Genomic DNA, 14,452 nt, shown 5'->3' with positions numbered 1-14,452 from the left:
ACATAAGTCATGGGGTATGAAAAAAAGGGAGACTCATATGGAAAAAAGCTTCAATGAAATGTACCAGGAGATAATAAAAAAGAGCGAGGCTGAGCTTGATGATATCATGAACGTATCTCTCATTGACAAGATGAAGGACACAGCCAAGAAAGTTATGGGAAGATCTGTAAGGACCAAGGATCCGCTGTTTTGGCCTTCAGGAATGCTGATGCTGGGGCTTTTGTCTGCAGCAAAGGACAGAGTGATCAGACCTGAGATCATGTCGCACATCTCTGCTCATACAGACATGTGGCTTAGAGACTATGATGGAAAGATTGACTTTGTAGATGATGCTCTTGCTGGTTACTGCTTTGTAAAGAGCTATGAATATACTCAGGAAGACAAGTACAAAGAGGCAGCAGATAAGATTGCAGACTTTATAGCCAAGACTCCAAGGGACAATGATGGCTCAGTTATCTACAATCCTGGCCGTGATTCAACAAATATCTTTGCCGATGGGGTAGGTCAGGTTTCAATGTTTATGGCTGCTTATGGAGAGGCATTTGGTGGTTCTGATATTTCAATCAGTGCTGGGGCAAGACTTAGCGCAGCCAAGCAGATCAAGAATTTCTATAATCATGGAATAGATAAGAGAACAGGACTTAACTATCACGGATATTCCATGGAAGAAGGAACCAAGAAGGGACTTCTTGGATGGGGCAGAGCTTTTGGATGGCTCTTTATGGGAATTACTGAGGCAGCAGTTGTTCAGGCTAAGGCAAGTGTACAAGGTGCTCCTACCAAGGCAGAAGCCATTGCTGAGGATATTGATGTGGTTGAGATTTATAGAAATATCTGTGAGATAGCCCTTGATTACCAGAGATTTGACGGTGGCTGGAGCTGGCAGATGCAGGCTGTTGAGGGACATATTGATATGTCTGCAACCGGCATGATCGCATACTGTATCGCAAGAGGCGTAAATGCCGGAATCTTTGCTGATTCTGCGATTGCTCCACTAAAAGATAAACTTGCTAAAGCCCGCGATTGTATGATTACTCACACCAAGGAGGGCGACGTTCTTGACGCCCTTAGTTCCTGCGACGACTTCGGTGTTCACTACCAGACCTATGGCACATATCCATGGGGACAGGGAGCAGTACTTGCCGCTCTTGCTGAAATTGGGGAATGATTTTTGAGCCCTAGGGAGGTCGGCTTTGGCTCATTTCCGAAAATGCTCTTGAGCTCTGCGTTTGCGGAGCTCTTTTTCGTTTCTTTTACAAAAAGTGTTGACTCTGACGTTACGTAATAGTTTATATTATTACTCAAGGAGATGACTATGAAAGTAAGCAGAGTTTATTCGCCAGATATCTACACAAAGATCATGCTGGCTGAGCAAGATAAAAAAGATGATATATACCGCTATGAAATGATGATGCCATTTATGGGAAAGTGGGATTGCTACCATATACCACTTAAGCCCACACATCCCGGTGGATATGACATTATCATGGCCAATAATAGGATGGGTCTCATGCCACCTTCAGCTGTAGATAGTAGCCTCGAGAGTTCTATAGATCTTTTATCTGATGAAAAGATCTGGGATGATTGCCAGAGCGCTATAGAAACAGCACTTAGTAGATTCGAGGAACGTGGTATTGAGCTGAAAGTAACGGATTATCTGTATTCTCTTTTCCTGGCTAATCCAACTAATGCGTACACAGTCATGAACGAAGGCTACTGCGGAGATGGCGGAATTCCTGGCTATATCATGGCATGGCTTGTGCCATCAAAGGAGACTATAAAAAGACTCCCTTCTGCCCTGGCTCATGAGACCAACCACAACGTGAGATATCAGTTTATCAAGTGGACAAATGACATCAACCTTGCTGAGATGATCGTAAGCGAAGGCCTTGCTGAGAACTACGCCACAACTATATTTGGCGAGGAGTTTCTTGGCCCATGGGTTACCAAGACAGATATGGAGTTGATGCCACTCATAAAAGAGATAATTCACGACGGTCTTGAAGTGACTGGCTTTGACAATATCACATCATACCTTTACGGCGATGAAATGGCTGAGATTCAGCAGTTTCCAAAGGTAGGGCTTCCATATTGCGCTGGTTACGCAACAGGATATTATCTTATCAAGCATTACCTTGAAAAGACAAAGATTCCGATCGAAGAAGCCACAATACTCCCAGCCAAAGAAATACTAGATGAAGTGGAGGATTTCTGGACATGATGACAGTACATGAAGTCAGCAAGCTCTCTGGAGTGAGCGTCAGGACACTTCAATATTATGACAAAATAGGCCTGTTAAAGCCTGCAAAGTATACAGATGCTAAATACAGACTATACGACGAGGCAGAGCTTCAAAAGTTGCAGCAGATCATGTTTTTTAAAGAGCTTGAATTCCCGCTAAAGGACATCCAGGCTATAGTAAACAGCGCAGATTTTGATAGGAATAAAGCTCTTAATCAGCAGATAAAGCTCTTACAACTAAAGAAAGAGCATATAGAAAACCTTATCACGGTAGCTAGAACAATGCAGACTATCGGCTTTAAGCATGCCAAGCTTGATTTTTCTGTGTTCGATTCCAGCAAGCTCGATGAATATAGTAAAAGAGCTAAAGAGCAGTGGCAGCATACTCCTCAGTATAAAGAATACGCCCAAAAGACTAAGGGCTGGACAAAAGAGCATGACAACTTGGTTATGGAAAACTTCATGAAGCTTTTTGTGGAAATGGGGAAGCTAAAGGATTTGGATCCTGCTTGTGATGAGGCGCAAGAGATTGTTCAGAAAATGAAGGATTATATAACTGACAATCTTTACACATGTACAAATGACATACTGTATAGTCTTGGAAAAATCTATGATGGTGGCGGAGAATTTACTGAGAATATCGACAAAGCTGGCGGTAAAGGAACCGGTGCATTTACATATCAGGCAATAAAGATATATTGCGGCAAAAAATGAGCCCTAGGGACGGAGGTTAGGGCTCATTTTTTGTTGTTGCACACGAAATAGTATTGTGATATATTATATGTAGTAATCAATACTACATGTAATGATTTATAAAACAACATTCAAGATAACGATACTTTTTATACGCAATGGAGGAGATCATGAACGCAAAGGAACTTCAGAAGTATTTTAAAGAACATCTCGTACCATCCAAACTTTATAAGATTGGAGGCGCTCATAAGAATAGAATATGTCTTGCCAAAACTGAAAATGGCTGGTCTGTTTTCTTCCAGGACAAAAAGGAAAAAATTGGGGTAATGAATTTTGTTGATGAGGCATCAGCTTGTAGCAGGATGAAAGATGAACTCAGAAAGCTTATGGAGCAGATGTACGGAATTACATGGGCTCCGGCAAGGTAAGGATCATAAATAAAACCTCTGTCTTTTGTAAGACAGAGGTTCTTTTTATTTTCCGCAATATAACATTATAGTTCTAAGACATGAGCAATGACGTGACAAGCATACAGGCTCATGGCAAAGCGGCTTTGTTTCATATTGTCGTTGAGGTCAAAGAAAAATTCTTTATCGCCATAGTTCTTTTTAAAGAATGGAGAAAAGCAAAGATCCCACTCTCTTAGGTACTGACCGGCCTTTTTGGTGTAGCAGTTCTCTGCAGTTGCTTTTTCTCTAAAGTCTTTATCTACAAATCCGGCAATTGACTTATGGATTGCCATATCCTCTTTTGGAAGATAGTAATAGTCTTTGTAATTTGAATAAAAATACTTAAGCTCTGTTTCATACAGAGGAACTCTAAGAACAGCTTCATCGCCTTCTATCTTAAAATAGCAACCATCAAGGTTCCCTGAGAGGGATGAAGGGAGCTTGAATCTAAGGGACAGCTTCATGTATACTTCAGTCTTTTGCTGACCATCTATATCATCGTAGTAATTGGCCTGAACCTTTCTGGCCCGAAGAGGCAAAAGATCCAAAACCTCTTCAGAAGAAGGAATCTCCGCGTCAGTTCTGATGGAAACATCCGGCATATTTGAAAATGACAAAAAGAATGCTTTGTAGCGGAGCATGGGAAGGAGCTCAAACATTCCCTTAACATCCTCAAAATTGTGGAGCATAAGGAGTTTTAAAAGATCAGAATCCTTTGACTCCGTGTATTTTTTATAGATAGGAATCAGCTTGCCACCATCGTATTTATCCTCACGCATGATCCCGAGGTAGAGTTCAATTGTCTTTTGCTTGCAATCCATGAGACCCAGTTGCCTTTTGTAGTCCTTGATCTCCTTGTAGATATCAAGGGAACTCATTTTCTCAAAGGGGTCATCAAGGCCGTATTTTTCTAATTTATTCTGGATGAACGGAATGTCGAATCTATCTCCGTTAAAGTGAATTGCTATCTTAAAAGACTTAACAAAAGCACAGAAAGCTTTTAAAACTTCTTCTTCCTGAGAAGAATTCTCAGCAAAAAACTGGCAGATATGCCAATTGTGTCTGTCATAGTATGCGACGCCAATGAGGTAGATATCAGAGTTTTTGGGTGAAAGACCTGTAGTCTCGATGTCAACAAAGAATATATCCTCTGGTGCGCAGTCTAAAAGCTTTGGCAAAGTATTTATAATATGCTCGTCAGGAAAAACCAAACCTTCGCTAGTTTTGATCATAAAAATCTTCTCACTTTCCGAAATCTCCTACATTTATCAGTATAGCATAATTCTATTTTCAGAAATACCTGACTGGTCATCTTAAGCGTGTATTATTGTCAGAAAAATTAAGTTTAATCATCATTTTTGATGAAAATCATATATAATTATTCTATGGAAAATTCATTCTGGGGAGATTCTGTCCTCAGGGCAAAATTCTAAAAATGAAAGAAGGGTAGGATATGGCAAGAGGTACTTTTGAGGGCGGCATACATCCCTACGAAGGCAAAGAGCTTTCTAAGGATAAGCCCATAAAATCAGTGCTACCAAAGGGCGATCTGGTGTATCCCATTTCTCAACACATCGGGGCACCGGCAAAGCCTATTGTTGCTGTGGGGGATCATGTACTTACAGGACAAAAAATTGCAGAAGCAGGTGGCTTTGTTTCTGCACCAATCTATGCAACTGTTTCCGGAACAGTTAAGTCAATCGAACCTAGAAGACTGGCAACTGGTGCTATGTGCGAGAGTATCATAGTTGAGAACGATGGTAAGTATGAGGAAGTAGAATTCAAGCCAGCAAAGCCATACGAAGAGATGACTGCGGAAGACAAGATCGCAGCAGTTCGTGAGGCAGGAGTAGTTGGTATGGGCGGTGCAGGTTTCCCAACCGCTGTTAAATTCTCTCCAAAAGAGCCAGACAAGATTGATTACGTCATTGCGAATTGCTCTGAGTGTGAGCCTTATCTGACTTCAGACTATAGACGTATGATCGAAGAACCAGAGCTTCTTTTAGAAGGTCTAAAGATTGCAGTCAGCATATTCCCTAATGCCAGAGGTATCCTGGCAATTGAGGACAATAAGCCTGATGCGATCGCAAAATTCAAAGAATTAACTAAAGACGAAGAAAAGATAAGCGTTAAGCCTGTCAAGACCAAGTATCCTGAGGGTGCTGAGCGTATGCTTATCTATGCAGTTACTGGAAGAGAGATCAATTCGTCTATGCTTCCTGCTGACGCAGGCTGTATCGTAGACAACGTTGATACTCTTTGTGCTGTGTGCAGAGCCGTAAAAGAGGGCCGTCCTCTCATGGAGAGAATCGTTACTATTACTGGTGATGCCATCACAGATCCCAGAAACTATAAAGTAAGAATAGGAACCAATTATAGAGAACTTCTTGATGATGCAGGTGGATTCAGAACAGAACCAGCCAAGATCATTTCAGGTGGCCCTATGATGGGATTTGCTATTTTTGATCTTGATGTTCCTACTACTAAGACAGCATCAGCTCTTACATGCCTTACTGAGGATGAAGTTGCTGAGTTTGAACCAACTGCCTGCATAAATTGTGCAAGGTGCGTTGAGGTCTGCCCTGAGAGACTTATTCCTAAGAACCTGGCAGATGCTGTTGAACATAACAATGAACAGGCATTCCTTGATATGTACGGAATGGAATGTTGTGAATGTGGATGCTGTAGTTACATTTGCCCTGCAAAGAGACAGCTTACTCAGCTGATCAAGGGTATGCGTAAGATACAGCTTGGAAAAAGGAAAAAGTAAGGGGGACATTTCTAGATGAGTGATTTAAGAAGCGTATCATCCAATCCTCATGTTAGAGCCAAGACAACAACTTCAAACATCATGATGTGGGTTGTCATTGCACTGCTCCCTGCAGCAGGCTATGGTATCTATAATTTTGGACTGGATGCCTTGATTATTCTTTTGTTATCAGTGGCTTCCTGCGTTCTCTCTGAGTTTATCTATGAGAAATTGATGCACAAGCCAATTACGACTGGAGATCTTTCCGCAGTAGTTACAGGTCTTTTACTGGGAATGAATCTTCCATCAACAGTACCATTTTGGATTCCAATACTTGGCGGAATCTTCTCAATCATCCTTGTAAAACAGTTATTTGGTGGACTTGGACAGAATTTCATGAACCCAGCCCTTGGTGGAAGATGCTTCCTTGTTATTTCTTTCCCAGCCCTTATGACTAACTTTGTTACAGATACTTACACAGGAGCAACTCCTCTTGCCAACCTCAAAAATGGCGTGGAAGTAAACGTAATGGATATGCTCATTGGTAGAACAGGCGGTACTATCGGTGAGACATCAATGCTCTGCATCGCTATCGGAGCAATGATCCTTTTTGCAATCGGTATTATCGATTATGTGATTCCATTCACATACATCATCACATTTGCTGTTTTCGTGGGACTTTTTGGCGGATACGGATTTAACTGGTCTTACATTTCTGCACATCTTGCAGGTGGCGGACTTATGCTTGGTGCCTTCTTTATGGCAACAGACTACGTTACATGTCCTATCACTCCTAAGGGAAGAGTTATCTACGGCTTTATCTTAGGTCTTTTAACTGGAATATTCCGTATATTTGGAGCAAATGCAGAGGGCGTTTCGTTTGCAATCGTAATTGGCAACCTCCTTGTTCCACTTATTGAGAAAGTTACAATTCCTAGAGCCTTTGGCATCAGAAAAATTGCAAAGAAGGAGGCGAAGTGATTATGAACGATACAAAAAGCATGATTAAAAACGCCATTATCCTCTTTGCTATCACTCTTGTGGCTGGTGTGCTCCTTGGACTTGTATATCAGGTAACAAAAGAGCCTATAGCTTATCAGGAAAAGCTTGCACAGGACAAGGCTAATCAGTCAGTATTTGCAGCAGCTTCTACATTTAATGATGTGGCAATTGATGAAAATGGTGCAGCAGGTGCTACTTCAGAGGTTTCTGGAGTATCTATTGAGAGCGTAAAAGAGGCTGTGGATGCCAGCGGTAACAAGCTTGGATACGTTATTCAGGTTAAATCAAAAGGCTATGGAGATTTCATAGTCTATACAGTTGGTATCACAAATGAGGGAAATATCAATGGTATTTCGATCATTTCCATCGCTGAGACTCCTGGACTTGGAATGAATGCTGAAAAGATCATCGTTCCTCAGTTCGCAGACAAGACTGCTCAGCAGTACACTGTTGTAAAAAATGGACAGCTTTCAGATGCTAATTCTCAGATTGAAGCTATCTCTGGTGCAACTATTACATCAAGAGCAGTTACAAACGGTGTAAATTCAGCAGTTAAATATTTCGATGACGTATTGAAAGGAGGACAGTGATGAGTGCAGATGTAAAAACTGGCGCTTTGGGGTTCAAAAAAGATACTCCTGCCGAAAGATTTTTTAACGGTCTCATTGCTGAGAACCCTACATTAGTACTGATGATCGGTATGTGCCCAACACTTGCGGTTACATCATCAGCAATAAATGGTCTTGGAATGGGCCTTGCAACAACATTCGTATTATCACTTAGTAATGCAGTTATAGCAGCTCTTAGAAAGGTTATTCCTGGCACAGTCAGAATTCCTTCATTTATCGTTGTTATTGCTTCATTCGTTACATTGGTTCAGCTTCTGATGCAGGCTTACGTGCCAGCTCTTAACAGCGCCCTTGGAGTTTATATTCCTCTTATCGTTGTTAACTGTATCATCTTTGGTAGAGCAGAAGCTTATGCCAGCAAGCATGGAATCGTGCCTTCTTTCTTTGATGGAATCGGTATGGGTATCGGATTCACCTGTGCTATTACAATAATCGGTCTTATCCGTGAGTTTATTGGTGCTGGCACAGCCTTTGATGTTCAGATCCTTGGTGAGGGAACAGTGGTTCCTGGACCTGTAGGAGCATTCCTTGCAGGCTATCATCCAATCAGCATCTTTGTTCAGCAGGCTGGTGCTTTCTTTGTATTGGCATTCCTTATTGCCATCATGAACAAGGTTAAGTCAAACCTTGAAAAGAAGGGTAAGGATACATCAAAGTTCCAGCAGGGCTGCTGTTCATCAGAAGAGGAGAAAGCAGCTGATAAGATCATTGCAGAAAAAGAAGAAAAGGAGGCTGAGTAACCATGGGAGCAACAATACTTAATCTGGTGGGACTTATGATTTCGGCCTCACTTGTAAATAACGTAGTACTTAGTCAGTTCCTTGGCCTTTGTCCTTTCCTTGGTGTATCCAAGAAGACAGACACAGCCATTGGAATGGGTGGAGCCTGCGTATTCGTTATCACACTTGCTTCACTTGTATGTAGCATCATTTATAAATTTATATTGAATCCACTTGATCTTTCATATCTTCAGACAATTGTATTCATCCTGGTAATCGCTATGCTGGTACAGTTCGTAGAGATGATCTTGAAGAAATATATCGTATCTCTTTACAGAGCTCTTGGTGTATATCTTCCACTTATCACAACAAACTGCGCAGTTCTTGGTGTAGCGCTTAACAACGTAACTGATGGATACTCAATTCTTGAGAGTACGATCTGCGGTTTTGCTACTGCAGTAGGATTTACAATAGCTATTGTAATTTTGGCAGGCCTTCGTGAGAAGATGGAATACAATGACATCCCTGCACCATTTAAGGGAATGCCACTGGTTCTTTTGACATCAGGTCTTATGGCTATTGCCTTTACCGGATTCTCAGCTTTGAAATAAAGCACAAAAAGGAGATAGATGACTATGATCTATGGAATTATCATTGCAACAGTAGTTGTCGCCGGAGTGGGAATTGTAATTGGCTTGATCCTGGGACTGGCAGACATGAAGCTACATGTTGATGTCGATGAAAAAGAAGCAGCTATTTTAGAGGCTCTTCCTGGCAATAACTGCGGTGGCTGTGGATATCCTGGATGTTCTGGTTGTGCAGCAGCGATCGCAAAAGGAGAGGCATCCGTTAATCAGTGCCCTGTTGGCGGAGCTCCTGTAGCAGCAACAATCTCTGCAATTATGGGAGTAGAAGCTGGCGAAGCAGTTCGCCAGGTGGCATTTGTACATTGCCATGGTGATTGTGAGAACGCTACTCAGCAGTACGAGTACACTGGTGTATCTGATTGTAGACTCCAGACACAGGCTCCTGGCGGCGGTTCAAAGACTTGCTCCTATGGATGTCTTGGCGGTGGCTCCTGCGTATCAGTTTGTCAGTTTGACGCTATTCACATTGTAAATGGCGTAGCAGTAGTAGACAAAGACAATTGTAAGGCCTGCGGTAAGTGTATCGACATCTGTCCTAGACATTTGATCGACCTTATTCCTTATACTGCAGAAGAGTCAGTTGCCTGCAAGTCACAGGATATGGGTAAGCTTGTTAACCAGTACTGTAAGGTTGGCTGCATAGCATGTCACATCTGTGAAAAGAACTGCCCGGTTGGTGCGATCACAGTTGAAAACAACGTTGCATCAATTGATCAGTCCAAGTGCACACACTGCGGCACCTGCGTAGAGAAGTGCCCAAAGAAAGCAATAGTTGGATGTTGAGATAGTTAGATGATATAACTTCTATTTTTCGCTCCGATATTTTTGAAGATTTTAATTGAGAAATTTGAAGTCAGATACGATTTATGTTGCTAGGAACATAAACTGTATCTGACTTTTTTCTTGCTATTGTTTAATTCATTCTTGCTATTATTTAATTTATTCTGGCTATTTTTGTTTCCTTTTCTAATTATCTTTTTGATTTGCCGAAACATAGCAAATTCGTCTGATTAGGCTAAAGTTTTGCCGGTATTAATAAGTGAGAAAGATAAAATATTTAGCCGAAAGCATGCAATGTATGAAAATTAGGCTATAGATTACAAATATGACAGTGGCGTCAAGGAAAGATAGTATAAGAAAAGTTTAACCGAAAATGATAGATTTCCGGGCCTTCGGCTAAAGTTGGAAATTATCATGGCAAACAGGGAACGATAATCTTTAGCCTAAACTTGTGATTGCATATAATTTAGGCTCTCTTCTTGTTAAACTAGGGAACTGACATGTTGATAATTTGTTATATTACTTGTTTATCATACATAGGCGCTGTCTATCTTTGATAATAACAGCTTGTAAATAAAATACGTAATAGGCTAATGGGATGAAAAATAATAAGTCAAAAAATGAAACAAAATATATTGACATATGAAATGCTATGGTTATAATAATAAATATAAAATGGAAACAAATTAAAGAGATAAGAAACAAGAAAAACCAAAGATAGGATAAACTACTAATATATGAATACTATCTAGAAAGGAGCAAACATGGCACTTGCAGATTACAAACACCCATATGTGACAGTGGATCTGCTGTTATTTTCAATAATAGATGGAAAGCTTGCTATTTGTCTTACTAAGAGGGACGAAGAGCCTTTCAAGGATATGTACGCAATGCCTGGTACCTTCATTCATGAGGATGAATCGGCAGAAGGGGCAGTAGAGAGACTCCTTGCCGACAGACTTGGACTTGAAGGAAATATCTACACTGAGCAGCTTCAGACTTTCACAGATATTACAAGAGATCCCAGGGAGAGGGTTATATCCATTGCATATATAGGCATAATTCCAGATATGAATATGGTAAAGGTGCCATGGATGGAGTGGTTCACAATAGCAAGCTCAAATGTGGGCTATGAAAAGCTCCTCAAGGTGGGGGATGGTTCAAATGCAAGCTTTATCAGTAACAGCTTAGGCTTTGATCATGATGAGATGCTTCATATAGCAATCGACAGACTTAGAGGCAAGACTCAGTACACAGACATTCTTTTTAAATTCTTAAAGGACCAGAAGTGCTTTACAGCAGCTATCCTAAGGGAAATATATCAGGCAATCATAGGAAAGGAAGTCAACAGAGGCAACTTTACCAAGTATCAGATGAATACATATATTGAGAACGGCCTGATAAATAAAATTGGTTCTACTTCTGTAGGAAGGGGACGACCTGCAGATACATATGCATATATAGGAGGAGAGAAGTTATGGATAAGATCTTAATAGTGGTAGACATGCAGAAAGACTTCGTTACAGGGGCACTTGGAAGCAAGGAAGCACAGGCAATCGTGCCAAATGTAGTTAAAAAGGTAAAAGAATTTGATGGCACAGTTCTTTTCACAAGAGACACACATGGGGAAAACTACATGGACACTCAGGAAGGTCGCAACCTTCCAGTTGTACATTGCATCAAAGGAACTGATGGATGGCAGATCATTCCTGAACTTCAGGAGTTTGCAACAGGCAAGATATTTGATAAGCCAACATTCGGAAGCGTTGAGCTTGCTGAGTATGTAAAAGAGCTTGCAAATAAAGCAGGCGGCGACATCAGCGTAGAGCTCATCGGAGTTTGCACAGATATCTGCGTAGTAAGTAACGCACTTCTCATCAAGGCATTTTGCGGAGAAGTTCCTGTATCAGTTGATTCTAGTTGCTGCGCAGGAGTTACTGTAGACGCACACAACGCTGCACTTGCTACAATGAAGAGCTGCCAGGTACAGGTAGCCTAAGAGAAGGTGAACACATGAAAGTTGGAATTGTTTTTGGAACCTTTGCCCCAATGCATTTGGGTCATATGGATGTTGTTGATATCGCCAAGACCGAGATGGACAAGGTAGTAGTTGTCTGCTGCGGACATGAGGGTGACAGAGGTTATCCAATGTATCCTCTTGAAAAGAGACTTGAATTAGCCCAAAAGCAATTTGCTGATGAAGAAAAGGTTTTTACAGCAATTCTTCCAGATACAGATCCGAAGATCAAAGAGCATTGGGATCAGCAGCAGATCTGGAATTACTGGGTAGATAGAATGTTACTAATGCTTTTTCAAAAAGAGCTGATATCAGCCAAAGATGAAATTGTTTTTTATACATCTGAAGGGGATTACACAGATCTTTTAACAAGCACTCCACAGAATATAAAGGTTAGAAAGTGTGAGAGGGTTAGGCCAATAAGCGGCACTATGATCCGTGAAAATGGGGAAGAGTACATGGATCAGATGGCACCAAGCTTTAGAGAATATTACAAAAAGAGCTATTAAAAGGAGAAGAGGTATGAATCAGATAATTACATCATTACTTGAACAGGATGCTTACAAATTTTCGATGGGACAGGCAATCTACCATCAGTTCAGTGATTACAAGACAACCTGGTCTTTTAAGTGCAGAAACACTGACGTGCACTTTACTGAGGAAATGGTAGAAGAGATCAAGAATCAGATCAAGGCATTCTGTAATCTTAGATTTACAGAGGAAGAGCTTGAATATCTTGAAAATGTAATATGGATCAAGGGCTCATATGTAGATTTTCTTAGGCTTTGGCAGCCAAGATATGAGGATTTCTACATTGGGACAGACGCTGAGTGCGGACTTAGCATTGAGACAAAGGGAACATGGCTCAATACTTCAATGTATGAGATCCCAACCCTTGCAATCGTAAATGAAGTATATTTTAGAATGCAGTACAACTACGACGAACTCTTTGAGAGCTTCAAGAAGAGACTAGCTGAAAAGGTTGAGAAGGTTGAAAATGGCAGCATTTACCTTTCTATCTTTAGTGAATTTGGTCTTAGAAGAAGGTTATCAGCAGAGGCTCAGGAGCTTGCAGTTAAGACTCTTGCAGAGGCAAAGCTTACTTCTTCTACATTCCTTGGAACATCAAACGTATTCCTTGCTAAGAAATACAATGTAACTCCAGTTGGAACCATGGCTCACGAGTGGATCATGTGCACAGGTCAGGGTAACCACAAACACAATCCAGCATATTCAAACTGGTACGCTCTTGATGCCTGGGTAAAAGAGTATGGTGTCCTCAATGGAACTGCTCTTACAGACACAATTACAACAGATTGCTTCCTTAAGGACTTCCAGCTTACATATGCAACACTCTTTAGCGGTGTTCGTCATGACTCTGGAGACCCAATCGAATGGGGCGAGAAGATGATCGCACACTATGAGAAGCTTGGAATCGATCCAAAGACTAAGACGCTTCTCTTTAGTGATAGCCTTGATTTTGAAAGGGCAGACAAGCTCTTTAGACACTTTAATGGCAGAGCGAAGGTCGGCTTTGGAATAGGAACTTATATTTCTAATGACACAGATGCACCAGCACTTAACATTGTAATGAAGACTACAAGATGTAACGGTCAGGATGTTGCTAAGATCTCTGATGTTAAGGGCAAGGGAATGTGCAAGAACCCTGATTATGTAGAGTATCTTCAGAGATGTATCAACTGGAGAATGGAACACGACAACAAATGATGCTACAAAGATCATAGGCTGGAAGGGAGAAATGATCATGATAGAACAACTAAAGGATTTTAATGCAGAAAAAAAGATTGAAGATATCACAACTTGGATAAAGGAGTGGTTTGACAACAATGGTCCTACAGCCAGCGCAGTTATAGGTCTTTCTGGTGGTAAGGATTCTACTATCGTAGCAGCGCTTCTTGCAAAAGCACTTGGAAAAGATAGAGTTGTGGGAGTTTTGATGCCGGATGGAGAACAGAAGGATATCGATGATTCAAAGAAAGTAGCAGAGCTTCTTGGAATTAAGCATCATGTTGTAAATATCAAGCCAGCTATGGATGGCTATCGTGAGATGATGAAGGCAGCAGGTGTAGAGCTTGGCAAGGATGCAATCATCAACACACCACCTAGAATGAGAATGGCTACACTTTACGGCGTAGCCCAGTCACTTCCAAATGGCGGCCGCGTAGCCAATACTTGCAACAAGTCAGAGGACTACGTTGGTTATTCAACCAAGTACGGCGATGCAGCAGGAGATTTTAGCCCTTGCTCAGACTTTACCGTAACTGAGATGCGCATGATAGGTGACGCTCTTGGCCTTCCAAATGAGCTCATCCACAAGACTCCATCTGATGGCCTTAGCGGAATGTCAGATGAAGACAAGCTTGGCTTTACTTACGATATGCTTGATAAATATATCTTCACTGGTGTCTGTGAAGACGAAGAGATCAAGCAGAAGATCGACAGACTCCACAAGATCAATCTTCACAAGCTTCAGCTTATGCCAATGTTTAAGCAGTGATAATGCTT

At 41.3% G+C, this 14,452-nt stretch carries 16 protein-coding genes; 15 read left to right on the top strand and 1 reads right to left on the bottom strand.

All coding sequences use genetic code 11. From position 1 onward, the window contains the following. The first annotated feature begins 37 nt into the window (after positions 1 to 37). The 4 genes from bhn_RS12565 to bhn_RS12550 all read left to right on the top strand — a co-directional run bounded on the left by bhn_RS12565 (position 38) and on the right by bhn_RS12550 (position 3,362). Entirely contained in the window at positions 38 to 1,168 is a 1,131-nt protein-coding gene (locus bhn_RS12565) for a glycoside hydrolase family 88 protein (RefSeq protein ID WP_071177020.1), read from the top strand. 147 nt (positions 1,169 to 1,315) lie between these two features. Then, a complete protein-coding gene (locus bhn_RS12560) occupies positions 1,316 to 2,221 on the top strand; it encodes a DUF2268 domain-containing protein (RefSeq protein WP_071177019.1) in 906 nt (301 codons plus the stop codon). Then, on the top strand, positions 2,218 to 2,955 hold the full coding sequence (locus bhn_RS12555) for a MerR family transcriptional regulator (RefSeq protein WP_071177018.1): 738 nt from the start codon (positions 2,218 to 2,220) through the stop codon (positions 2,953 to 2,955). The genes bhn_RS12560 and bhn_RS12555 overlap by 4 nt, the downstream gene beginning before the upstream one ends. Positions 2,956 to 3,104: 149 nt before the next feature. Then, entirely contained in the window at positions 3,105 to 3,362 is a 258-nt protein-coding gene (locus bhn_RS12550; protein ID WP_071177017.1) for a hypothetical protein, read from the top strand. Between the two features lie 65 nt (positions 3,363 to 3,427). Here bhn_RS12550 and bhn_RS12545 read toward each other — a convergent pair whose 3' ends face one another. Then, positions 3,428 to 4,615 (bottom strand): ribonuclease H-like domain-containing protein, encoded by a 1,188-nt coding sequence (locus tag bhn_RS12545; RefSeq protein WP_071177016.1) that lies wholly within the window; start codon positions 4,613 to 4,615, stop codon positions 3,428 to 3,430. Positions 4,616 to 4,836: 221 nt separating this feature from the next. Between bhn_RS12545 and rsxC the strand changes: the two genes are divergently transcribed. From rsxC to nadE, 11 genes are all read left to right on the top strand, one after another. Next, the gene (gene rsxC / locus bhn_RS12540; protein ID WP_071177015.1) at positions 4,837 to 6,153 is read left to right on the top strand and encodes an electron transport complex subunit RsxC; all 1,317 of its coding nucleotides are present in this window, start codon (positions 4,837 to 4,839) and stop codon (positions 6,151 to 6,153) included. Positions 6,154 to 6,168: 15 nt separating this feature from the next. Further along, positions 6,169 to 7,113 carry an RnfABCDGE type electron transport complex subunit D gene (locus bhn_RS12535; RefSeq protein WP_071177014.1) on the top strand — a complete coding sequence of 315 codons (945 nt, stop codon included), beginning with the start codon at positions 6,169 to 6,171 and terminating at the stop codon, positions 7,111 to 7,113. 2 nt (positions 7,114 to 7,115) lie between these two features. After that, positions 7,116 to 7,724, top strand: coding sequence for an RnfABCDGE type electron transport complex subunit G (locus tag bhn_RS12530; protein ID WP_071177013.1), 609 nt, complete (start codon positions 7,116 to 7,118; stop codon positions 7,722 to 7,724). Next, positions 7,724 to 8,503 carry an electron transport complex subunit RsxE gene (rsxE, locus tag bhn_RS12525; protein ID WP_071177012.1) on the top strand — a complete coding sequence of 260 codons (780 nt, stop codon included), beginning with the start codon at positions 7,724 to 7,726 and terminating at the stop codon, positions 8,501 to 8,503. Before bhn_RS12530 ends, rsxE begins: the two co-directional genes overlap by 1 nt. Positions 8,504 to 8,505: 2 nt before the next feature. Further along, the gene (rsxA, locus tag bhn_RS12520; RefSeq protein ID WP_071177011.1) at positions 8,506 to 9,093 is read left to right on the top strand and encodes an electron transport complex subunit RsxA; all 588 of its coding nucleotides are present in this window, start codon (positions 8,506 to 8,508) and stop codon (positions 9,091 to 9,093) included. A gap of 24 nt (positions 9,094 to 9,117) precedes the next feature. Continuing rightward, positions 9,118 to 9,912 carry an RnfABCDGE type electron transport complex subunit B gene (locus tag bhn_RS12515; RefSeq protein WP_071177529.1) on the top strand — a complete coding sequence of 265 codons (795 nt, stop codon included), beginning with the start codon at positions 9,118 to 9,120 and terminating at the stop codon, positions 9,910 to 9,912. A 761-nt stretch (positions 9,913 to 10,673) separates the two neighbouring features. Continuing rightward, positions 10,674 to 11,402, top strand: a complete 729-nt coding sequence (locus tag bhn_RS12510; RefSeq protein ID WP_071177010.1) for an NUDIX hydrolase — start codon at positions 10,674 to 10,676, stop codon at positions 11,400 to 11,402. Beyond that, a complete protein-coding gene (locus tag bhn_RS12505) occupies positions 11,387 to 11,908 on the top strand; it encodes a cysteine hydrolase family protein (RefSeq protein WP_071177009.1) in 522 nt (173 codons plus the stop codon). Before bhn_RS12510 ends, bhn_RS12505 begins: the two co-directional genes overlap by 16 nt. A gap of 14 nt (positions 11,909 to 11,922) precedes the next feature. Continuing rightward, a complete protein-coding gene (locus bhn_RS12500) occupies positions 11,923 to 12,435 on the top strand; it encodes an adenylyltransferase/cytidyltransferase family protein (RefSeq protein ID WP_071177008.1) in 513 nt (170 codons plus the stop codon). Between the two features lie 13 nt (positions 12,436 to 12,448). Beyond that, positions 12,449 to 13,654: a nicotinate phosphoribosyltransferase gene (gene pncB / locus bhn_RS12495; protein ID WP_071177007.1), complete on the top strand. Its 1,206-nt coding sequence runs from the start codon at positions 12,449 to 12,451 to the stop codon at positions 13,652 to 13,654. A gap of 37 nt (positions 13,655 to 13,691) precedes the next feature. Further along, positions 13,692 to 14,444: an NAD(+) synthase gene (gene nadE / locus bhn_RS12490; RefSeq protein ID WP_193399757.1), complete on the top strand. Its 753-nt coding sequence runs from the start codon at positions 13,692 to 13,694 to the stop codon at positions 14,442 to 14,444. The last annotated feature ends 8 nt before the right edge of the window (positions 14,445 to 14,452 follow it).

Origin of the sequence: Butyrivibrio hungatei (assembly GCF_001858005.1) — a bacterium.
Taxonomy (GTDB): domain Bacteria; phylum Bacillota; class Clostridia; order Lachnospirales; family Lachnospiraceae; genus Butyrivibrio; species Butyrivibrio hungatei.
Note: the sequence above shows the minus strand (reverse complement) of the source record. Positions and strands in the feature narration are given on the sequence as shown.